This window comes from Streptomyces sp. V4I8 (assembly GCF_041261225.1).
In the GTDB taxonomy this organism is placed as follows: Bacteria; Actinomycetota; Actinomycetes; order Streptomycetales; family Streptomycetaceae; genus Streptomyces.
On record NZ_JBGCCN010000001.1, the window covers coordinates 2670492 to 2691194 of the forward strand.

The window sequence follows — 20703 nt, forward strand, 5'->3', positions numbered from 1 at the left end:
TGGCCCCGCCGAATGGCCCCGGGTAAGGGAACGGTAAATCACCCCCGCTCGTTCACCCACCATGACAGCTATGACCCCCGGCTCGAACATCCCTCTCTCCGCCGCCCGCGTGACGGTGGACGTCGCCGCCCCGGTGCGGCTCGACGTATCGGGCCTGCTGCTCACCGCCGACGGCAAGGTGCGCTCCGACGACGACTTCATCTTCTACAACCAGCCGACCGGCCCCGGCGTGACGTACCGCTCGGGCGGCGGCACCAGCCCCGACGCGATCACTGTCGACACGGCAGCCGTTCCCCCCGGCATCGAGAAGATCGTCGTCACCGCCAGCCCGGACGCCGCCGGCCAGACCTTCCAGGGCATCGAACCCACGGCCACCATCCGCAACGCGGACGACAACAGCGTCCTGGCCACCTTCACACCCCCGCAGCTCGGCACCGAGACGGCCCTGGTGATCGTCGAGGTCTATCTGCGCAACGGCGCCTGGAAGGCCCGCGCGGTCGGTCAGGGCTACGCCAACGGCCTGGCCGGCATCGCCACCGACTTCGGCGTCACGGTCGAGGAACCTGCCCCCGCCCCCGCCGCCCCCGTGGCCCCGCCCCAGCCCACCATGCAGCCCCCGGCCGCCCCGCCGGCCCCGCCGATGTCCACTCCCCCGGCCCCCCAGGCCCCCGCCGCGCCCCCGACCCCGCCCGCCCCGCCCGCGCCCGGCGCCGGGAAGATCAACCTCGACAAGGGCCGCGTCAGCCTCCAGAAGAACCAGACCGTCTCCCTCGTCAAGGGCGGCCGCCCCCTGCTCTCCCAGGTCAAGATGGGCCTCGGCTGGGAGCCGGCGTACCGCGGCAAGGACATCGACCTGGACGCCTCGGTCATCGCCTACGGCCCGCAGCGCAACCACATCGACAGCTGCTACTTCGGCAAGCTCCAGATCGTGCAGGGCGCCATCCGCCACTCCGGCGACAACCTCACGGGTGAGGGCGGCGGGGACGACGAGGTCATCACCGTCGACCTCGGACGGCTGCCCCAGGAGGTCACCGGGCTCGTCTTCACGGTCAACTCGTTCTCCGGCCAGAAGTTCACCGAGGTCGCCAAGGCCTACTGCCGGCTGATCGACGCCGCCTCCGGCGAGGAGCTGGTCCGCTTCGACCTCACCAACGCCGAGGCGCAGACAGGCGTGATGATGGCCAAGTTGATCAAGCAGTTCTCCGGTGAGTGGGAGATGACGGCCATCGGCGACTTCGTGAAGTCCCGCACGGTGAGGGGGATGGTGAAGCCGGCGGCCCAGGCACTGTAGGCACAGGTACAGGAACTGCAGGCAGTCGTACGACGTCCAGGGCGCCCCCGGCCGAAGGGGGCGCCCGGCGCGACCGGAGGCCGGGGTGAGGCTCGCCTCCCGTCACATCTTCGTGGCCCCCGCCGCCAGATCCCGCAGGAAGTGCCGCGCCCCGAGCAGGAACACGATGATCAACGGGATCACGCTCATCAACGCACCGGCCATCACGAGCGCGTAGTCGGCGTTGTACAGCACGTTGAGGTTCGCCAGGGCGACCTGGAGGGTGACCTTGTCCGGGTTGATCATGACGACCAACGGCCAGATGTAGTCGTTCCAGAGGCCGATGAACGTGAAGATCCCGAGGAACGCGAGGGCCGGCCGGAACAGCGGCAGGGCCACCTGCCAGTACAGCCGGAAGAATCCGGCACCGTCGATGCTGCCCGCGTCCAACAGCTCGTCCGGCAGTGAGTTCTGGGCGTACTGACGCATCCAGAAGATGCCGAAGGCGTTGGCCGCACCGGGGATGATCAGCGCCTTCAGTGAGCCGGCCCAGCCGAACTCGGCCATGGTGACGAACTGCGGCACCAGCGACAGCTGCGCGGGGATCATGTACGTGACCAGGAGCGTGCCGAAGAGGAACCTCTTGCCCGGGAACTCGTACTTGGCGAAGGCGAACGCGGCCAGCGAGTCGAAGAACAGCACCAGCGCGGTCCCGACCACGGCCACGGCGATCGTGTTCCAGAGGGAGCCGAAGAAGTCGATGGTGTCGAGCACCCGCCCCATGTTGTCCAGGAGATGCGGGCCCGGCACCAGCTTGGGCGGGTAGCTGTAGATGTCCTGGGTGGTGCCGGAGGCCATCACCACCAGCCAGTAGAAGGGGAACAGCGAGATCAGCACCCCGAGCAGCAGCACCGCCCGGACGGCGAACCGGGTGAGTCCGCTGCCGGAGCCGATGGCCAGTCCCGCGCTGCCGGTCGTCCTGTTACCGGTCGCCTTATTGCCAGTCACCCTGCTGCCGGTCACCCTCTCCCTTGCCGCCTTGGTGCCGGTCGTCCCGTCCGGATCAGCGGCCATCGCGAGCCCCCTTGCGTCGCAGCAGCCCGGCGATGCCGGGCCGGCGGTCGTCGCGGTCGGATCCGGAGACCAGCCGCCAGTTGATGATCGTGAAGACGGCGATGATCGCGAAGAGGAGCCAGCCCATCGCGGCGCCGTAGCCGAACTGGTGCTCCTTGAAGGCCTTCTGCCAGAGGTAGAGCACGATGGTCATGCCCTCCTGGCCCGGTCCGCCCGTGGTTCCGACGTCGGTCGACTGGAAGAGCACCTGGGACTCGGTGAAGATCTGCAGGCCGTTGATGGTGGAGGTGACGGCCGCGAACAGGACCACCGGCCGCAGTTGTCGGCAGCACGACCCGGAAGAGGGTCTGCCGGCTGTTCGCGCCGTCGACGCGGGCGGCCTCGAAGTGCTCGGTGGGGATGGCCTGGAGGCCCGCCAGGAAGATCAGGGCGTTGTAGCCGACCCACCGCCAGATGATCATGAGGGAGACGGACGACTTGATGCCCCACTCCGAGGACAGCCAGCCGATCCCGTCCAAGCCGAACGCCCGCAGCGCCGAGTTGGCGAGGCCCGCCTGGGCGAACACCGAGCCGAAGACGACGGTCATCGCGACCATCGAGGTGACGTTGGGGATGAAGTACGCCACCCGCATCGCGCCGGTGAAGCGGACCTGCGAGTGCAGCAGGAAGGCCAGCACCAGGGCGAGGAACAGCATCGGCACCGTGGACAGGAACCAGATCTCGAAGGTGTTGAGCACCGAGTGCCAGAACACCGGGTCCTCCAGCAGCCAGCCGTACTGCTGGAGCCCGACGTAGCGCATGTCGCCGATGCCGTCCCAGTCCTGGAAGGACAGGTAGAGGGAGAAGAGCACCGGGAAGGTGCCGAAGACGGCGAACAGCACATAGACCGGGGAGATGGCGAGCAGGGGCGGAACATGGCGTCTGCGTCCGCCCGGGGCGGTCGTGCGGGTACGGCGGGCAGGGCGCCGCTCGTCGGCCGGCGGCGCGCCCGCCGGGTCGAGAACCGTGGCCATGTCAGCCCACCCCCAGCCGGGACAGCGTGGTCTCGGCGGTGTTCACCGCGTCCCGCCAGGCCCGGTCGGGGTTCTTGCCGAGCATTTCCACGTTGGTCAGCTCCTGGAAGAACGGGGTGTTGGCGGTCTCCTCGTACGGGCTGAAGTAGTTGACCGGGGCCTTCTGGGCGGCGGGGCCGAAGACGTCGATGGGCTGCTGGCCGCCGAAGAAGGGGTCGGGCCTGTGCATCGCGGGGTCGGCGTAGGCGGCGGGAGTGGTGGGGAACAGGGCCATCTCCTGGTAGCTCTTGAGCTGGTTCGCCGGGCTGAGCAGCCACGTCAGGAAGGCGAAGGCCGCCTCGGGGTCGCGGCAGTAGCGGGTCAGGGTCATGTACGAGCCGCCGTAGTTGGCCGGGCCGTCCGGCATGGTGGTCAGCCGCCAGGTCCCGGAGGTCTTCGGCGCGGAGTCCTTCAGGCCGTTGGTCGCCCACACCGCCGTGGTCATCGTGGCGACCCGGCCGCCGCTCATGGCCGCGTTGAAGTCGGGCGTCCCGTCCGTGATCCTGCCGCTGAGCCGCTGGCGGAGGATCTCCACGGAGAGGTCCCAGCCGCGCTTGACGTGCTCCTGGTCGCCGATGAAGCGGTTCTCGGCGTCCACGAACTGCTTGGGGCTCTGGAGCAGGACCTGTTGGAAGACGTTGCCGATGTTGCTCACCAGGTACGGCTTGCCGGGCCCCTTCGCGCGCAGCGTCCCGCCTGCGGCGATGAACTTCTCCCAGCTCGGGATGGCCTCGGCGACGTCCGCCGGTTCGTAGGCCAGTCCGGCCTTCTGGAAGAGGTCCCTGCGGTAGTAGAGCGCGGTGGGGCCGGCGTCGAGGGGGAAGCCGATCATCCGGCCCGACGGGGTGAAGCAGCTCTTCCACTTCCAGTCGAGGTACCGGTCGCGGACCGATTCCGCACCGAGCGTCCTGAGATCCAGGAACTCGTCCTCGTCGGGGAAGAACGTGGCGAGGTTGTCGGAGTTCGCGACGGTGATGTCCGGTACGTAGGCACGGGCGGCGAGGCTGGTGCGCACCTTGGAGTCGATGTCGCCGTCGGGGATCTGCGAGCCCTGCACCCTCAGCCCCGGCACTCCCGGGACGCCGCGCCTGGCGGTGGCGAGGAGTTCGTCGCTCAGTGCGCCCTTCCAGTACCAGAGGCTGAGGTGGCTGGTGCCCGCGGACGCCGATCCGCTGGGGGCTCCGCATCCCGACAGGCCCAGCAGGGTGGCGCCCGCGCCGCCCAGCGAGGCCCCCAGAAATCGTCTGCGGGACAGGGTTCGGTGTTCCATGAGTGGCGCACTCGCTTTCCGGACGTGCGTGTGACAACGATGTCGGCCACTTCGTCCCAGCGGCTCGGCATCGCGCTGTGGGGAGATTGCGTGGGGGGATTGCTGAGGGGGATCGCGGGGTGGGAGATCTGGTCCGTGAACGTTCACGTGAACGTTGCCGTCGAGTATCGAGGCGCCCGAAAAGCAGTGTCAAGGGACCTGCACGGCTGAGGTGTTGGGAGGTTCGCGGCCAGGTGTCGACGCATATCGGTGTATGCGCCGGGCGTGTATGCGCCGGGCGTTCCCGGCCCACCGCATCTCAGGCGGAGGCCCGCACCACCAGCTCGGGAACCACCCACGCCTCGGCACCCCGCAGCGGCTCCTCGCCCGACCGCAGCCGGGCCACCTGCTCGACGGCCAGCCGTCCCAGCCGCCGTTTGTCGATGTGCAGGGTGGTCAGGGCGGGCTCCACCAGCTCGCCCAGCGACAGCCCGTCGAAGCCGAGCACGGCCAGATCCTCCGGCACCCGCCGGCCCCGACGCCGGGCGGCGCGCATGGCGCCGACCGCGATCAGGTCGTTGAAGCCGAAGACGGCGGTGATGTCGGGCCGGGCGTCCAGCAGTCGCTCCATGCCGGCCTCTCCCCCGGCCACGCTGTGCTCGGCACACAGCGTGATCCAGCTGTCGTCGACGGGCAGGCCGTGCCGCCGGACCTGCTCCAGGAAGGCCCCCCGGCGCGGACCGGGGCCGTGCACACCGTCCAGCATGCCGATCCTGCGGTGCCCCGCGCCCACCAGGTGGGCCATACCCTGTTCGAGACCGGCGGCGGCGTCGATCCCCACGGCCGCGAAACGGGTCTGCTGCGGCCCGCGCTCCAGCAGCACCAGCGGTACGCCGCCGAGGTGCCGGGCCAGCACGTCGTCCGGGCTCTTGAAGTAGCCCACGATCGCGTCGGCCTGATGCGACAGGACGTCGAGCGCGTCCCGTTCCCGGGCGTCGTCGATGCGCGAGTCCCACATCACCACCTGCCAGCCCCGCTGCTCGGCCGCCTCCAGGACGCCGGCGGCCACCTCGGGGAAGAAGGGGTTCATCAGATCCGGGATCACCAGCCCAGCCGTCACGGCGCCCTTCCGCACCATGCCGCGCGCGAACCGGCTGGGCCGGTAGTCCAGCAGCCGGGCCGCCTCCAGCACCCGTTCCTTCGTGGCCGGGTCGATCTCACCCTTGTCGTTGACCGCGCGGGAGACGGTCTGCCGTGACACTCCGGCCAGCTTGGCGACATCGTGGATCGTGGCCCGGCGGCGGGTGCCGTCAGGCCGCTCGACACTCGGCTCCCGCTGCTGATCGTCCGCCCACACGCTGTGCACTGTAGCGCTCCGCCCGCAGGGCCGCGCATGGGTCGTCGGTCGTCCGCGGCGCCGTTGTGGCTGGTCGCGCCCACGCGGCGGCGCCGCACATCGATACAGCCCCGCGCCCCTTTCAGGGGCGTTGCCGGACCCCCCGCTCAGAACAGCGTGCTGTAGGCGTTCAGCGCCGGCTGGCCGCCCAGGTGGGCGTACAGCACTGTGGAGTCCCGCGTGATCTCCCCGCGCTCAACCAGGTCGATCATCCCGGCCATCGACTTGCCCTCGTACACCGGATCGGTGACCATGCCCTCCGTCCCTGCCGCGAGCCGCATGGCCTGCAGCGTCGTCTCGTCCGGGATGCCGTACGTGCCCGCGTGGTACCGGTCGTCGAGCTCGACGTCGCCCTCGGTCAACTCGCGCTCGACACCGATGAGTTGACCGGTGTTGTGGGCGATACGGGCGATCTGCTCGCGGGTGGTGTCGGGCTTGGCCGAGGCGTCGACGCCGAGGACGCGGCGCGGACGGCCGCCCGCCTCCTCCAGGGCGGCGAAACCGGCGACCATGCCGGCCTGGGTGGAGCCGGTCACCGAGCACACGATCACCGTGTCGAAGAAGACGCCCAACTCCTGCTCCTGCGCCGCCACTTCGTAGGCCCAGCCGGCGAAGCCCAGCCCGCCGAGCGGATGGTCGGAAGCCCCGGCCGGGATGGCGTACGGCTTGCCGCCCGCCTCCTCCACCTCCCTGAGCGCCTGCTCCCAGCTCTCCTTGAAGCCGATCCCGAAGCCGGCCCGCACGAGGCGGACGTCGGCTCCGGCGAGGCGGCTGACGAGGATGTTGCCGACCTTGTCGTACACGGAGTCGGGCCAGTCCACCCAACTCTCCTGGACAAGCACGCACTTGAGCCCGGCACGGGCTGCCACGGCGGCGACCTGACGGGTGTGGTTCGACTGCACGCCACCGATCGACACGAGCGTGTCACAGCCCTGGGCGAGCGCGTCGGCGACCAGGTACTCCAGCTTGCGGGTCTTGTTGCCGCCGTAGGCGATCCCGGAGTTGCAGTCCTCCCGCTTGGCCCAGAGGGAGGCACCGCCGAGGTGGGCGGTCAGGCGCTCCAGGGGGTGCACGGGGGACGGGCCGAAGAGGAGGGGGTAGCGGTCGTAGGAGGAAAGGGACGGGGAAGAGGACATGGAGCGCCTCCAAGGGAAACGGCGTCGGTCGGTGTCGGCGTCGATGGGTCGGCGTCAGTCGGAGTCGGCCAGGTCGGCGAGGGTGCGCCAGATCTCCGCCGTGACACGGACCGCCCGGCCCACGTCACCGGCGGCACACGCCTCGATCAACCGCTCGTGGAGCCCGGCCGAACGGCAGGTCCCGCCCTCGCCGAAGCGCCGGCGCTCCAGGCGGCGGATGAGCGGGGTGTAGCGGGCCACGGTGGCGGCGGCCGCACGGTTGCCGCTCACCCGCACCAGTACGTCGTGCAGTTCGTCGTCGGCCCGCAGGGCGAGGTCCACCTCACCGGCCGCGACGGCGGCGGCGAAGCGCTCGTTGGCCGTGCGCATGATCTCCACGTCCGCGGCCATCAGCCGGGGTACGGCGACCCGCGTCGCCAGCTCGTGCATGGCCCCGACCACGGCGGCGGCGTCCCGTACCTCGGCGGCCACGACCGGTGTCACCCGGGTGTAGCTCTGGGGCTTGCTCTCCAGCAGCCCCTCGTCCACGAGCCGCGAGAACGCTTCCCGCACCGGCCCCCGGGACAGCCCGAGCCGCTCCGCGAGATCGGCGTCCCGCACCACCGCGCCGGGCTCGATCTCCCCGGCCACGATGGCGTCCCGGATCGCTTCGTACGCCCGGTCCCTGAGCAGGGTCCGGCCTACGGGTCGTATCGCCTCCACGAACTGAAATGTTAGATGTCAATTTCGGGTCCGGGCAAGGGTGTGGCCCGCACCCCCGTGAGTGCGGGCCACGCTCAGGGCACAGGGCCCTGTGTTTCAGGCCCGTGCCTCAGGCCGCCCAGGGCCAGTCGGCTCCCCGAGCGCTCTCCAGCAGGGGAACCATCCGGAACGCGGCGTCCGAGAGCCCCGCGAACGTGTGCCGGTTGCCCTTCCCCGACGGGCCGTGGCCCGCCCGGTAGCCGGCGAGGTTCCAGGTGTAGACCGGCACGTCGGCGGGGACCTGCTCGGTCGGGTCGCCGTGGTGGCTGTAGGCGTACTGCTCGTCGGTGACGATCAGCATCCGGTCGTGCTTCCTGTAGTGGCGGCGGACCGCCTCGGTGGTGTCGGTGCCGCCCAGGCTGCCGAAGCGGCCCAGGATCTTCAGCACCGACTCGCCCCCGCGGAACTTCACCGGGGCGCTCGTGGAGCCGAACTCCACCAGGTCCGCCTTCTTCGCCCGCAGTGCCAGCGCCGTGCCGAAGATCGCCGCCGCGTCGGCCCGGTTGAGCTTGGAGCGGTCGGACAGCGGACCCCGCATCGAGCCGGAGCGGTCGACGAGGATCAGCGTCCGGCCGGGCAGCGCGGGCACATTGGTCAGCGAGTGACCGAGCGCCTGCTCCAGCGGGTACGCCCACCGCAGCGAGGGCGCGTGCTGGTACGCGGCGAGGTACCGGAAGGGGAACTGCCGCGAGCGCGCGACCTCGGCCGGGTCGCTGATCCGCGCGGCGACCTGGGCCGCCACCTCGTCGGACACTCCCGCCTCGTCGAAGTTCCGCAGATTGCGGATCAGCGCCATCGAGCCCATGGAGGGGATGACGGCCTCCCAGGCCGCCCTGTCCATCGGGCCCTGCAGCCAGCCCGCCAGCGCCTCCCACGTCATCCCGGCCGCCGCGAGCCGCTCGGCGCCGCCGTCCGACGTGACCACCGCACGCCGCTCCTCGACGGGCAGCGCCATCAGCTCGCGGTGTGCGACCAGCGTCCGGGCGGACGCGGGGGGCACGGCGGTGTCCGGGTTGTGCCGGCGGTCGAGGGCGTACTGGAACAGCTCGCCCTGCCATGGCTTGTCCGGGGCGGGGGCCGCGTGCACCAGGTTGAGGATGTCGCCGAAGCGGTAGCCCTTGGACGCGGTGTCGTACTTCAGCAGCGACTTGCCGCTGTAGAGACGCTGTACGGCGTCGGCGACGCCGCGCTTGACGGGCTTGGGCACGTTACGGCCGTACGTCGCCGTCCAGTACGCGAGCAGCTCGCCGGGCTCGTCAGGCCGCTGGAGCACCGAGGCGATGACCTGCCGGTTCGACGGACCGTCGGTGGCCCCGGCGTCCAGGCGTGCCTTCACGTACTCGGCGGCGCCCACGAGGGCCGCCGTACGGAGGTTGCCCTCGCCGCGCAGCCAGCCGAGCAGTCCGGCCGTCCACACCGGGTCGGTGACGGCGAGCTCGCGCACGAGGCGCGCGAACCGGTCGTCGCGGTCGGCGCCGGCCTCGTAGAAGGTCTGCTGCGAGACGAAGTTCGCGACCGACAGAAGGAAGAGTTCGGAGCGCGCGTCGCGCTCGCTGCCGCGGCCGCCCTCGTAGGTACGGAGCACACGACCTGTCGACGTCACTCGCGAAGTGGGGCGCGCCTTGGCGGCCCGCGTGTTGAATCGCGCCATGCTGAATTCCCCCGAGTTCACTGTGGGTTTCGGAGGGAGGCGCGGCAAAAGGAGGGTGTCCGAGGTCGAAGTCGACTGCGGTTGCTTATAACTGGCGCGTCTTCCGTTCCGCCACACCGACCCGAAGTCGATGACGGGATTCGAACCCGCACGAGGGATGTAACCCCCACCAGCTCCCGAAGTATCCGCCGCCTGCGCACCGGGCACCCACCTTGAGCTGCGCCTCCCGAGATCAAGTCGGCGGCGGCATGGGATTCTTTTAGGAGAAGAAGTAGCCGCAGCCCGCGCACCGGGAGGTGCATGAAGTTGTGGTGTCCAGAGATCGAGGTCGGCGGAACCGACGTGGTGCTCTGCCACTGAGCTACACCGGCTCGTGGAACCGGTGGCGGGATTCGAACCCGCGGCCTCCCCATTAAGAGTGGAAGTAGGTCCTGCCTTCGCACCTGGACGTTCATCACTCTAAGAGGGGTGCCGCGGGACGGGCGAGCGAATTAATTACCCGCGCTTCTGCCGCTTCCAGGGCCCGGTGATGGCGAGCATGATGCCCGGCGTCTGGATGTTGGCGTACAGCGTCCGGCCGTCGCACGAGAAGGTGACGCCGGCGAACTCACTGTATTCCGGCTCGTCTTCCGTGCCGATGTTCAGTTCGTTGCGGGCGATGGGGTAGGTGCGGCCGCTGTCGGTGGCGCCGAACAGGTGCTGGATGCCCTCGCCGTCCTCGGCGATGACCAGGCCACCGTACGGGGAGACGGTGATGTTGTCGGGGCCGTCGAAGGCGCCGTCCTTGGACGGGTCGGGGTTGACGCCGAGGAGGACCTTCAGGGTGAGGGTGCGGCGCTTGGGGTCGTAGAACCAGACCTGGCCGTCGTGCTGGACCGGGCTCTCCTCACGGGCGTAGGAGGAGACGATGTAGGTGCCGCCGTCGCCCCACCACATGCCCTCCAGCTTGCGGGCGCGGGTGATCTCGCCGTCGGCGAACTGCTTGCGCACGGGCGTGGTCTTCGCGTCGCGGTCGGGGACGTCCACCCAGTCGACGCCGTACACCGTGCCGATCTTCGTGGCGCGGGAGAGGTCGTCGACGAACTTGCCGCCGGAGTCGAAGCACTTGGGGGCCTGAAGGACACCCGCGTCGTCGGCCAGCGCGCGGAACTTGCCGCGGCCGTACGAGAAGCCCTTCGGCGGGGTCCAGCGGAAGAGCAGGCCGTTGGGGCTCGCGGCGTCCTCGGTGAGGTAGGCGTGGCCGCGCTTGGGGTCGATGACGACGGCCTCGTGGTCGTAGCGGCCGAAGAACTTCAGCGGCTTCGGGTCACGGTTGGCGCGCCGGTCGACGGGGTCGACCTCGAAGACGTAGCCGTGGTCCTTGGTCATGCCGTTGGTGCCGGCCTTGTCGGAGTTCTCCTCGCAGGTGAGCCAGGTGTCCCAAGGAGTGCGGCCACCCGCGCAGTTGGTGGAGGTGCCCGCGATGCCGACCCATTCGGCGACCTGGCCGTCGGGGCGTACCTCGACGACGGTGCAGCCGCCGGACGCGGCGGCGTCGTAGACGAGGCCCTCGGCGAGCGGGACCGGGTACTGCCACTTGGCGCGCGGGCCCTTCAGCTCGTGGTTGTTGACGAGGAGGGTGGTGCCGCGCGGCCCGTCGAAGGTGGCCGTGCCGTCGTGGTTGGAGGGAGTGAACTCGCCCGACTCCAGCTTGGTCTTCCCGCTGTAGGTGATGACGCGGTACTTGAATCCGGCGGGCAGCGCGAGGATGCCCTCGGGGTCCGGGATCAGCGGCCCGTATCCGACACCGCCGCCGTGGGCGTCCGCGGACTTCTCGCTCGCGGTCTCGGACTCCGTGGACGCGAGCGCGTTCGGTGCGGTGGCGAGCACGCCGGCACTGCCCGCCAGTGCGACACCGGCACCGGTGATCGCGGAGTTTCTGGCGAAGTCCCTGCGGGTGAGCGACATGGTGTCTCCTGTGACAGTGGGTGCCGTGGAGGGTGGCGGACCTCGAGTCGGCGCAACGGTCCCGCCCATGTCTGAACACCGGTTGAACGCCAGGGGTCCGCAGAGCACACGCTTCCGTGCGACAACGCCGGGCAGGTGCAACCCCCTAGGAGCGCGGGGCTGTATCGCTATGCGGCTCCGCCGCATGGGCGCGACCGGCAACAATCCACCCGCACCCGCACGACGAGCTCAACCACCCTGCGACGACCGCGCCTTGAACGCGGCCTTCCGAGCCTCCTTGGCGACCTTCTTGTCCGGATGCAACCGCCCCATCGCCTCCAGCACATCCGCCGTAGCCGGATGATCCACCCGCCACGCCGCCGCGAAGAACCCACTGTGCTGCGCGGCCAACCCCTCCACCAGCCCCCTCAGCTCGTCGGAGTTCCCCTCGGCCGCCAGCTGCGCGGCAAGCGTGTCGACGGTCAGCCAGAACACCAGCTCCTCGGACGGCGCGGGCACGCCGGAGAACCCCGCCTCGGTCAGCCACACCCGGGCCAGCCCGCCCAGTTCCGGATCGTCGAGGACCTCCCGCAGGGCCGGCTCGGCCTCGGCGCCCACCAGGGACAGCGCCTGCTGGCAGCGCAGCCGCCGCAGCGGCGCCCCGGCGTCCAGCCCTCGGGCCGCGGCCAGCAACTCCCTTGCCGCGGCGAGGGGTTCACGCCGGGTCAGCCACATCTCGGTCTCGGCCTGCGCCGCGGTCTGCGGGAAGACGGCCGTGCCGTCGAGCAGCGCGTCGGCGCCCTTGTCGGCGAGGTCCCCGACCGCGGGGGCGTCGAACCCGGCCTCCAGCAGCCGCGACCGCAGCCCGTACAGGCCGAGCGGGGTCAGCCGCACCATGCCGTAGCGCGACACGTCGGTGTCGTCGACCGCGGCCGACGCCTCCTCGGCACCCTCGGCCTCCGCCTCCGCCATCAGCGCCTCGTCCACCGGCTGGTACTCGACGAGCCCGACCGGCTCCAGCACCCGGAACTGGTCGTCGAGGCGCATCATCGCGTCGGAGACCTGTTCCAGCACGTCGTTCGTGGGCTCGCCCATGTCGCTGGGTACGATCACCGACGCGGCGAGGGCGGGCAGCGGCACGGGCCCGTCGCCGGGGCCGTCCTCGCTGGCGGTCAGCAGATACAGGTTGCCGAGCACTCCGTCGAGGAACTCCGCCTCGGCCTCCGGGTCCCAGTCCAGCGCGGAGAAGTCGATCTCGCCCCCGGCGTCGACCGCGTCGACCAGGTCGTCGAGGTCGGGCACGCTCGCGTCGGCGAGGACCGTCTCCAGCGCCGACAGCCACACCCCGAGAACGTCCTGCGGCGAACCGCCGGTCAGCAGCGCCAGGTCCGCACCGGGCGCGACCGTGCCCGCCTCCTCGTCGACGATCTCGACCAGCCCGGTGTCGACGGCCACCCGCCAGGCCTCGCTCGCGTACGCGGCGGCGTCGTCCCCGCTCAGCCCGAGCACCTCGGCGGCCGCGGGCAACTGCTCGTCGACGAGGCCGCCCCCGGCGTCGACCCGGGTGTCGGGTCCGGCCCAGCGGGCCAGCCGCGTGGCCCGGGAAAGCAACGGCGTGGACAGCGCGTCCCGCGCCAGCTCCGCTTCGGGGTGCAGCCGCACCGGCGGCAGGGGGGAGCTGTCTGACATCGGCTGTTTCTCCTAGGGCGTTCTGCATGGCCGTAAGCGACACGGCCCTTGGCCGTACGCATCACGGCTCAACCGCTCAGCCTAGACGGATTTCCACCCATGCCACCCGGTTCATCTCCCCGTCGGGCGCTGTACATGGCCGAAACCTTGACAAGTGACTTGACCAGGCAGGAGATTGACGCGCGTAGAAACCGGGCGGACATCTGTTCACTGTATTTTCTACGCGCGTCGCCACCGCCCCACCGGTCGCGCCTGCACCCAGCGTTGCACCGACCGTTCCACGCACCGTCCACGCACCACCCTCGTCCCGGCGCTCATTCACGTCCCCGGAGGGATCCCGTTGCCGAGCAAGAAGTCCGCGCGTCTCGCCGCGCTCACCGTCGCCGCCGTCTGTTCCGCGGCGTCCACCGTCGTCCTCACCGTCCCCGCGCACGCGAACTCCGTGCGCGTCCATGACGTCCAGGGCAGTACCCGCATATCCCCGTACGCCGGCCGGCAGGTCACGGACGTGGCCGGAATTGTCACCGGCGTACGCACCTACGGCTCCTCCAGAGGCTTCTGGATCCAGGATCCGAACCCCGACGCCGATCCGGCCACCAGCGAGGGCGTCTTCGTCTTCACCAGCTCCGTCCCGAAGGCCGCCGTCGGCGACTCGGTGCTGGTCTCGGGCACGGTCTCCGAGTACGTCCCGGGCGGCGCCTCCTCCGGCAACCAGTCGCTGACCGAGATCACCAAGCCGACGGTCACCGTCGTCTCCAGCGGCAACGCCGTCCCGGCCGCGACGGTCGTCGACGAGGACTCGGTGCCGGACCGGTACACCGGGGCCGGTGACACCGCCGCGAGCGGCTCGATCAACGGTCTGACGCTGCGCCCGTCGAAGTACGCCCTGGACTACTACGAGTCCCTGGAGGGCATGAACATCCAGGTCGGCGACGCCCGCGTGGTCACCGCCACCGACCCGTACACCGAGCTGTGGGTCACGGTGAAGCCGTGGGAGAACCGCAACCGCCGTGGCGGCACGGTCTACGGCTCCTACGAGTCCCAGAACACCGGTCGCCTGCAGATCCAGTCCCTGGGCGCGCCCGCCGACTTCCCGGTCGCGAACGTCGGTGACACCCTCGCCGGTGCGACCACCGGCCCGCTGGACTACAGCCAGTTCGGCGGTTACACCCTCGTCGCCGGCGAGCTCGGCACGCTCAAGGCCGGTGGCATCAAGCGGGAGACGACCCAGAAGCAGGGGCGCGGCGAGCTGGCGGTCGCGACATACAACGTCGAGAACCTCGACCCGTCCGATACCACCTTCGCCGCGCACGCCTCCGCGATCGTGAACAACCTCCAGTCGCCCGACATCGTCTCCCTGGAGGAGATCCAGGACAACAACGGCGCGAAGAACGACGGTACGGTCGCCGCCGACCAGACGATGCAGAAGCTGATCGACGCGATCGTCGCCGCGGGCGGCCCGGCGTACGACTGGCGCTCTATCGACCCGGTCGACAAGGCCGACGGCGGTGAGCCGGGCGGCAACATCCGCCAGGCGTTCCTGTTCAACCCGGAGCGGGTCTCCTTCGTCGATCGCGCGGGCGGCGACGCCACGACGGCCGTCGGCGTGACCAAGGTCAAGGGCAAGGCGGAGCTGACGGTCTCCCCCGGCCGTATCGACCCGGCGAACGCGGCCTGGACGAACAGCCGCAAGCCGCTGGCCGGTGAGTTCGTCTTCCGCGGCCGCACGGTCTTCGTGATCGCCAACCACTTCGCCTCCAAGGGCGGCGACCAGGCGCTGCACGCGCAGTACCAGCCGCCGGTCCGCAGCTCGGAGACCCAGCGCCACCTCCAGGCGACCGCGGTGAACGCCTTCGTCAAGGACATCCTGGCCGTCCAGAAGAACGCGGACGTCGTCACGCTCGGCGACATCAACGACTTCGAGTTCTCCGGCACCACCAAGCTCCTGGAGGACGACGGCGCGCTGTGGTCGGCGATCAAGTCGCTGCCCAGGAGCGAGCGTTACTCCTACGTCTACCAGGGCAACGCCCAGACGCTGGACCAGATCCTGATCAGCCCGTCGATCCGGAACTCCTGCGACTTCGAGTACGACAGCGTGCACGTCAACTCGGAGTTCAACGACCAGATCAGCGACCACGACCCGCAGGTGCTGCGGTTCCGCCCGTAACCCCGCTCGGGTTCAGGACTGGATGAACACACCGTTCAGCCAGTCCTGCCAGGCGGCTTCGCACTCCTTGATGTCGGCGCCCGGCGTGAAGTCGTGCAGGGAGATGCCGACCGGATAGCCCCAGTGGTTGCGTCCGAAGACGCGGGTGAGGCCCCGGTCCGTGCGCAGTCCGATGAAGTACGGGTCGCGGAAGTCGACCACGGCCTCGAACTCGTCGGGCCCGTGAACCGTCACCCGCGTCCCGGCGGCCACGTCCTCCCCGACGCCGAGCGCCCGCCCGACGGCGGCGAGGGCGTCGGCGGCCTTCGAGGCCTCGGGCCCGTCGAACGTGGCGAAGGCGGCCGGCCGGGGCGCGAAGTGGACCAGGTACTCGCGCAGGGTGTGCAGATAGAAGTCGGTGTGCTTGGCGGCGCCGTCGTACTGGTTGTCCCAGTCGTCGACGAAGATCCCGCTGTGCACGTACCGCACCCAGGCACGCCGGCCCTCGTCACGCGGCTCGATGGTGTAGTCGAGCTGGTTCATCGTCTGCTCGGCGATGCCCTCGACGTCCTCGACGCGGTTGGTGTAGCGGTGCGGCGGGTCCCAGGCGGTGACCGTCGACCCGAAGGGCCCCCGGCCGCCGGCCCGGGGCTCGGGCGGCTCCATCGGCCAGAGATAGCCTCCGGTCCCGGTGGTGATCGCCTCCCAGACCTCCTGAGGCGTGGCGTCGACCTCGAACTCGCGGGCGATCTCGAATTCCTTGGACATGGCGGGCTCCTGCGTCTACTGCTCGATTTCCTGGGTGGGCTGCTGGTCCTTGACCGTGGGGTGTACGGCGACGACGATCCGGTGATCGCGGCCGCCCTCGGCGCCGGGCGCGTCGTACTTGCGGATCAGCGCGCTCACGCCTGCCGTCAACTCCTGGATGAACGCCGCCCGTTCGGCGGCGGAGGCGAAGCGGACCTCGCCGTCCAGCGCGTAGGTCGCCAGCCGCTTGCGGGCCTTCGCGGCGCCGGTGATCAGCTGACCGACGTCCCGGACCAGCCGGGCGCCGAGCGCGAGCAGCCAGCGGGCGGAGAGCTGGTCCCGGAAGCGGTCCGGGTCCGGCTGCACGGAGGCGAGCGCGAGGGGTGAGATCACGTACGACGCGGCGGTCGCCCGCATGAGCCGCTCGGTGACGTTGCCCTTGCGGCGCTCGTCGGCCAGCTCGACCAGTCCGTGCCGCTCCAGCGCCTTGAGGTGGTAGTTCACCTTCTGCCTGGGCAGTCCGACCTTGCCTGCCAGCATGGCGGCCGACGCGGGACCGGCCGCCAGCTCGGCGAGCAGCCGGGCCCTTGTGGGGTCCAGGGAGACGGCTGCGGCCTCGGGGTCCTCGATCACGGTGACGTCCAGCATGGGTCCACCGTCTCACCGAAAACTTTTTTTTGTCCAGACGGTCCTGGTTGTCGGTGGAGGGCGCCACGAGGGGGTGCGAGCAGCCACGCCCCCTGGGTTTCAGTCGGGAACGAGGCCGAGCGCGTGCTCGTACCGGCTGACCGTGCTGCCCTTCAGCCCCGGCCAGTTCTGCACGCGGTGCCACAGCTCCATCGCCGAGCCGACGCCGTTTCCGGGGGCGGCGAGGGCGTCGGCGTGGGCCTGGGCGCTCTCCCACTCGGCGTAGTTGAGGACGCGGGTGCCGTCGGTGCTCAGATGGAAGTGGGCGGACATGCCGCCGGGGTGCGGGTTCGGCTCGCTCTCCAGCGCCTCGAAGACGGCGTCGACCCAGGCGCGCTGCCGGTCGGGGTCGGGTCCCTCGAACTCGATGTCGACGATCACGATGCAGCCGGGGACGCGCGGGTCGTCCTCCCGTCGGCCACTGCGGTGGTGCCGGTACCGGCCGAGCCCCAGCCGTTCGATGCCCGGTACGGCGGTGTCGATCTCGTCGACGCGCTCTTGCCGATGCGCCCCCCGCGAAGCCGCTGTCGGATGCCGCGCGAAGGCCTCGTAGGCCTGCTCGCTGCGCCACTGCGAGTGGTGGAGGAGGGTGGAGCCGTCGTGCCCGGTGTAGACGTGGTAGCCGAGCAGACCGTCGGTGGGCCACGGGCGGCGCTCCCACGTGGTCCCGATCGCCTCGACGGTCCGCTTCTGCCGCAGGGGCGTGCCGACCCGCCAGGTGCTGAAGAAGGAGGCGCCGATCTCAGGGCGGGTGAGGTCGGGGTGGGCATCGGTACGGCGGGTCATGGCAGCCTCCATGAACGGCAGGAACAGGTGATCGGTGGCTGAGACGCATGTGCGTCGCAGCCACCGATCACCTTTCGCCCTCAACCGAACTTGAGGTCAAGCGGCACCATTACGACTCAGCGGTGCCCGTGGTGCCGGCGCCGCAGCACCCCCGCCGCGACCACGGCACCCACCGCCGCCCCGGCGATCAGCACCGGCCGCGGATGCCGCAGGCCGGCCTGCACGACGGTGCGGACGGGGCGCGGGACGCTGTGCTCGACGACATGGCCCGCGTGCGTCGCCCTCTCCTGGACGGTGTGGCCGGTCTGGGCCGCCCGGTCCTGCATCGTGTGCCCGGCCTGGGCGGCCTTGTCCTGCACGACATGCCCGGCCTGCGTGGCCTTGTCCTGCACCACGTGACCGGCCTGCGCGGCCTTGTCCTGCACCACGTGACCGGCGCGGGTGGCCCGCTCCTGCACCGCGTGGCCCGCCTGGGCGGCGCTGCTGCGCAGCTGCACGGTCATCGCGCCCGCCTTGTCCTTGAGGTCGGCGGCGCGGGCCATGGCCCGGCCCTTCACGTCCGCCTTCCCGGCCAGTTCCTCCACGGTGTCGCCGAGCTCGCCGCGTGTCTGCTCGATCTGGCGGCGCAGTTCCTCGGGGCCCTTGGCCCCGCCGCCCGCCTTCTTGGCCGCGGCCCCGCCCGCGGCAGCGGCTTTCGCGGAGCCCTTCTTCGCGGCTTCCCCGCCGCCCGTGGCCCCCGCCTTCTTGTCCGTCATCGGTGCGCCCTTCCCTTCATCTCCTCGACATCGGCCCTGACGCTGCCGAGAGCCTCCTGGGGTGCGGGAGGGGCGGCGCGCCGCAGCTGGGCGCGGCCGGTCGCGGCCAGCAGACCGGCGAGGGCGAACAGGGCCCCCGTCACGATCAGCGCCGCGGCCCACACGGGCAGCGTCAGCGAGAGCGCGGCGGTGGCCGCCGCGGCCAGGAACAGCACGCCCGCGTACGCGACGGCACCCGCCGCGCCCAGCAGGCCGCCGCCGCGGCCGGCACGCCGGCCCTTCTCGGCGAGCTCTTCCTTGGCGAGGGCGACTTCCTGCCGTACGAGTCGGGTGAGCTGCTCGCCGGCCTGTCCTACGAGTTCGCTCACCGAGCGCTGCTCGTCGCGCACGCGCTCGGGGGCCGTGGACCCGGTCACGGTGTTCCGCCTCCTCTCGGTTCGGAACACCCCGGGTACCCGGTACGGCCCCCGCTACCCCTTCCGTCCGCCGCCCGGTCCACGCTCGCCCAGCCGGGCCAGCTGGGCCTGGAACCAGTCGAGGCGGGCCTGCAACAACGCGGCCTCGGCGGTGAGTTCGGGTACCCCGAGCTCACCGGCCGCGGCGAGGTCGGCGACCGCCACGGGCGCCGCCCGCCCGGCCACCACCCGCAGCCCCTCCCCCGCCAGCCGGGCGAACCCGGCGAGCGAGACGGACGTACGGCCGCGCAGGCAGCCCGCGCAGGAAGGGGCGAGCGCGTGCCAGCCGGGGCGGCCCCAGCCGGCGTCGGCCAGGGCGGCGGCGACCGTACCGCAGGCACACGGGCCGGCAGTGGCGGTGCGTACCCGCTGACGGGCGTAGCGGAAGCCGCGCTCGAAGCGGATGTACCGGCCCAGCACGGTGACTTCGAGCAGGACGGCCGCCCGGTGCTCGGCCGTGCACAGCAGCGCCTCGGCCGCCGTACGGTCGTGCACGCAGTGGAAGCCGCAGTCGCAGCGGCGGCTCGGTGCCTGGTGCCGCAGGCCGTAGACACAGGAGGCGTCGGCCAGGACCCCGTACGGCAGCGCGCCGCCCAGCGACACACCGGTGAACCCGGCCCGGGTGCCGTCCTGGGACAGCATCGGGTGGGCGATCTTGTATCCGGTCGGCGGCTCCGTCGGGCGTTCCTCCGGAAGCCGCAGCCTCACCGGGCGACCGGGACCTCTTCGGGCGCCTTCAGCTCCTCGGTCTCCTGGGGGAGTTGGAGTTCGGGCTCTTCCTCGCGGGTCCGCGGCCGCTCTTCCGCGATTCCGGTGGCGAGTGCCTTGCCGAGCTTCATGACGCCTCCCATGACCAGGGGCCGATGACCGTCCTGGCCATGGTGACCCATGGCGCCCGAGTTTGGACATAGGGCGTGGGAACGGCCGGGCGGACCCCCACTCCACAGCATTCCTTATCAATATCTCGTAGAAGAATTAAGTGGAGCTTCACAGTCGACCCGCCGAGACTACCTTCATGACGACGACGCCCTCCCCCGCCCCGCCTTTCGGCCGCGCCCTGTGCGCCATGATCACGCCCTTCACCGAGGCGGGCGCGCTCGATGTGGACGGGGCGCAGCGGCTCGCCGACCGGCTGGTGTCCGAGGGGTGCGACGGGCTGGTGCTCTCCGGTACGACGGGCGAGTCGCCGACCACGACGGACGCCGAGAAGGCGGAGCTGATCAGGGCCGTCCGGGAAGCGGTGGACGGCCGGGCGCCGGTCGTCGCGGGTGTGGGCACCTTCGACACCCGGCACACCGTGGAGCTGGCCCTGGCGGCCGAGAAGGCGGGCGCCGACGGCCTGTTGGTGGTCGCGCCGTACTACAGCAGGCCCCCGCAGGACGCCGTCGAGGCGCATTTCCGCGAGGTCGCGGACGCGGCCGGACTGCCCCTCGTGCTGTACGACATCCCGGGCCGCACCGGCACCCGGCTCGAGCCGGAGACGCTGATCCGGCTCGCCGAGCACCCCCGGATCGTGGCGGTGAAGGACTGCTCCTACGACTTCCTCGGCGCCCAGAAGGTGCTGTCGCGCACGGAGTTGGCGTACTACGCGGGGTGCGACGAGCACAACCTGGCGCTGTACGCGGTGGGGGGCGCCGGGTACATCAGTACGGTCGCCAATGTCGTCCCCGCCCGACTCCGGGCGGTGCTCGACGCGTTCGAGGCGGGCGACACCCCCGTGTCCGCCCGCCTCCAACAACGTGCCACGCCGCTCATCGAGTTGATGATGTCGGCGGGGCTGCCCGGCGCGGTCACCGCCAAGGCCCTGCTCCATGAACTGGGCCTGCCCGCGGGTCCCGTCCGAGCACCGCTGCGGCCCGCCGGCCGCGAGGCGGTCGACAGGCTGCTGGCGGCGTACCAGGAGTTCGTCACCGGCTGATCAGGGTCCGGCTCGGTCAGGGCCG

Annotated in this window: 18 protein-coding genes and 1 pseudogene; 3 read left to right on the plus strand and 16 right to left on the minus strand. The window is 70.9% G+C overall.

Annotation, left to right across the window (positions count from 1 at the left end):
• Positions 1-70: 70 nt before the first annotated feature.
• Positions 71-1291 carry a TerD family protein gene (locus tag ABIE67_RS12135; RefSeq protein ID WP_370256468.1) on the plus strand — a complete coding sequence of 407 codons (1221 nt, stop codon included), beginning with the start codon at positions 71-73 and terminating at the stop codon, positions 1289-1291.
• 102 nt (positions 1292-1393) lie between these two features.
• Here the strand turns inward: ABIE67_RS12135 and ABIE67_RS12140 are convergent, their stop codons facing one another.
• From ABIE67_RS12140 to ABIE67_RS12180, 9 genes and pseudogenes are all read right to left on the minus strand, one after another.
• The gene (locus ABIE67_RS12140) at positions 1394-2344 is read right to left on the minus strand and encodes a carbohydrate ABC transporter permease (protein WP_370256469.1); all 951 of its coding nucleotides are present in this window, start codon (positions 2342-2344) and stop codon (positions 1394-1396) included.
• A pseudogene (locus tag ABIE67_RS12145) lies at positions 2334-3357 on the minus strand (carbohydrate ABC transporter permease). Before ABIE67_RS12145 ends, ABIE67_RS12140 begins: the two are co-directional and overlap by 11 nt.
• Before the next feature lies 1 nt (position 3358).
• Entirely contained in the window at positions 3359-4666 is a 1308-nt protein-coding gene (locus ABIE67_RS12150; RefSeq protein WP_370256470.1) for an ABC transporter substrate-binding protein, read from the minus strand.
• Positions 4667-4964: 298 nt separating this feature from the next.
• Entirely contained in the window at positions 4965-6002 is a 1038-nt protein-coding gene (locus ABIE67_RS12155) for a LacI family DNA-binding transcriptional regulator (RefSeq protein WP_370256471.1), read from the minus strand.
• 146 nt (positions 6003-6148) lie between these two features.
• A complete protein-coding gene (locus tag ABIE67_RS12160) occupies positions 6149-7177 on the minus strand; it encodes a 1-aminocyclopropane-1-carboxylate deaminase (protein WP_370256473.1) in 1029 nt (342 codons plus the stop codon).
• Between the two features lie 54 nt (positions 7178-7231).
• A complete protein-coding gene (locus ABIE67_RS12165; RefSeq protein WP_370256474.1) occupies positions 7232-7879 on the minus strand; it encodes a GntR family transcriptional regulator in 648 nt (215 codons plus the stop codon).
• 109 nt (positions 7880-7988) lie between these two features.
• Positions 7989-9569: a TROVE domain-containing protein gene (locus tag ABIE67_RS12170; protein WP_370256475.1), complete on the minus strand. Its 1581-nt coding sequence runs from the start codon at positions 9567-9569 to the stop codon at positions 7989-7991.
• A gap of 495 nt (positions 9570-10064) precedes the next feature.
• The gene (locus ABIE67_RS12175; protein ID WP_370256476.1) at positions 10065-11516 is read right to left on the minus strand and encodes an alkaline phosphatase PhoX; all 1452 of its coding nucleotides are present in this window, start codon (positions 11514-11516) and stop codon (positions 10065-10067) included.
• A 228-nt stretch (positions 11517-11744) separates the two neighbouring features.
• A complete protein-coding gene (locus ABIE67_RS12180; protein WP_370256477.1) occupies positions 11745-13184 on the minus strand; it encodes a hypothetical protein in 1440 nt (479 codons plus the stop codon).
• Positions 13185-13524: 340 nt separating this feature from the next.
• Between ABIE67_RS12180 and ABIE67_RS12185 the strand changes: the two genes are divergently transcribed.
• Complete coding sequence (locus ABIE67_RS12185; RefSeq protein WP_370256478.1) at positions 13525-15351, plus strand: endonuclease/exonuclease/phosphatase family protein; 1827 nt, start codon at positions 13525-13527, stop codon at positions 15349-15351.
• 12 nt (positions 15352-15363) lie between these two features.
• On the opposite strand, the gene ABIE67_RS12190 is transcribed toward ABIE67_RS12185, so the two are convergent.
• From ABIE67_RS12190 to ABIE67_RS12220, 7 genes are all read right to left on the minus strand, one after another.
• The gene (locus tag ABIE67_RS12190) at positions 15364-16098 is read right to left on the minus strand and encodes an SRPBCC domain-containing protein (protein WP_370256479.1); all 735 of its coding nucleotides are present in this window, start codon (positions 16096-16098) and stop codon (positions 15364-15366) included.
• Between the two features lie 15 nt (positions 16099-16113).
• Entirely contained in the window at positions 16114-16725 is a 612-nt protein-coding gene (locus ABIE67_RS12195) for an ArsR/SmtB family transcription factor (protein WP_370256480.1), read from the minus strand.
• A gap of 99 nt (positions 16726-16824) precedes the next feature.
• A complete protein-coding gene (locus tag ABIE67_RS12200) occupies positions 16825-17550 on the minus strand; it encodes an antibiotic biosynthesis monooxygenase (RefSeq protein ID WP_370256481.1) in 726 nt (241 codons plus the stop codon).
• Positions 17551-17666: 116 nt separating this feature from the next.
• Positions 17667-18305: a DUF3618 domain-containing protein gene (locus ABIE67_RS12205; RefSeq protein WP_370256482.1), complete on the minus strand. Its 639-nt coding sequence runs from the start codon at positions 18303-18305 to the stop codon at positions 17667-17669.
• Positions 18302-18721 (minus strand): phage holin family protein, encoded by a 420-nt coding sequence (locus tag ABIE67_RS12210; protein ID WP_370256483.1) that lies wholly within the window; start codon positions 18719-18721, stop codon positions 18302-18304. Before ABIE67_RS12210 ends, ABIE67_RS12205 begins: the two co-directional genes overlap by 4 nt.
• Before the next feature lie 54 nt (positions 18722-18775).
• Complete coding sequence (locus ABIE67_RS12215; RefSeq protein ID WP_370256485.1) at positions 18776-19468, minus strand: hypothetical protein; 693 nt, start codon at positions 19466-19468, stop codon at positions 18776-18778.
• Positions 19465-19599, minus strand: coding sequence for a hypothetical protein (locus ABIE67_RS12220; protein WP_370256486.1), 135 nt, complete (start codon positions 19597-19599; stop codon positions 19465-19467). The genes ABIE67_RS12215 and ABIE67_RS12220 overlap by 4 nt, the downstream gene beginning before the upstream one ends.
• A gap of 176 nt (positions 19600-19775) precedes the next feature.
• Here ABIE67_RS12220 and dapA point away from each other — a divergent pair, with 176 nt between their 5' ends.
• Entirely contained in the window at positions 19776-20678 is a 903-nt protein-coding gene (gene dapA, locus ABIE67_RS12225; RefSeq protein ID WP_370256487.1) for a 4-hydroxy-tetrahydrodipicolinate synthase, read from the plus strand.
• Positions 20679-20703 lie beyond the last annotated feature (25 nt).

Coding starts and splice junctions, on each gene's coding strand:
- ABIE67_RS12135 (WP_370256468.1), top strand. CDS start 71: ATGACCCCCGGCTCGAACATCCCTCTCTCCGCCGCCCGCGTGACGGTG.
- ABIE67_RS12140 (WP_370256469.1), bottom strand. CDS start 2,344: ATGGCCGCTGATCCGGACGGGACGACCGGCACCAAGGCGGCAAGGGAG.
- ABIE67_RS12150 (WP_370256470.1), bottom strand. CDS start 4,666: ATGGAACACCGAACCCTGTCCCGCAGACGATTTCTGGGGGCCTCGCTG.
- ABIE67_RS12160 (WP_370256473.1), bottom strand. CDS start 7,177: ATGTCCTCTTCCCCGTCCCTTTCCTCCTACGACCGCTACCCCCTCCTC.
- ABIE67_RS12170 (WP_370256475.1), bottom strand. CDS start 9,569: ATGGCGCGATTCAACACGCGGGCCGCCAAGGCGCGCCCCACTTCGCGA.
- ABIE67_RS12175 (WP_370256476.1), bottom strand. CDS start 11,516: ATGTCGCTCACCCGCAGGGACTTCGCCAGAAACTCCGCGATCACCGGT.
- ABIE67_RS12180 (WP_370256477.1), bottom strand. CDS start 13,184: ATGTCAGACAGCTCCCCCCTGCCGCCGGTGCGGCTGCACCCCGAAGCG.
- ABIE67_RS12190 (WP_370256479.1), bottom strand. CDS start 16,098: ATGTCCAAGGAATTCGAGATCGCCCGCGAGTTCGAGGTCGACGCCACG.
- ABIE67_RS12195 (WP_370256480.1), bottom strand. CDS start 16,725: ATGCTGGACGTCACCGTGATCGAGGACCCCGAGGCCGCAGCCGTCTCC.
- ABIE67_RS12200 (WP_370256481.1), bottom strand. CDS start 17,550: ATGACCCGCCGTACCGATGCCCACCCCGACCTCACCCGCCCTGAGATC.
- ABIE67_RS12205 (WP_370256482.1), bottom strand. CDS start 18,305: ATGACGGACAAGAAGGCGGGGGCCACGGGCGGCGGGGAAGCCGCGAAG.
- ABIE67_RS12220 (WP_370256486.1), bottom strand. CDS start 19,599: ATGAAGCTCGGCAAGGCACTCGCCACCGGAATCGCGGAAGAGCGGCCG.
- dapA (WP_370256487.1), top strand. CDS start 19,776: ATGACGACGACGCCCTCCCCCGCCCCGCCTTTCGGCCGCGCCCTGTGC.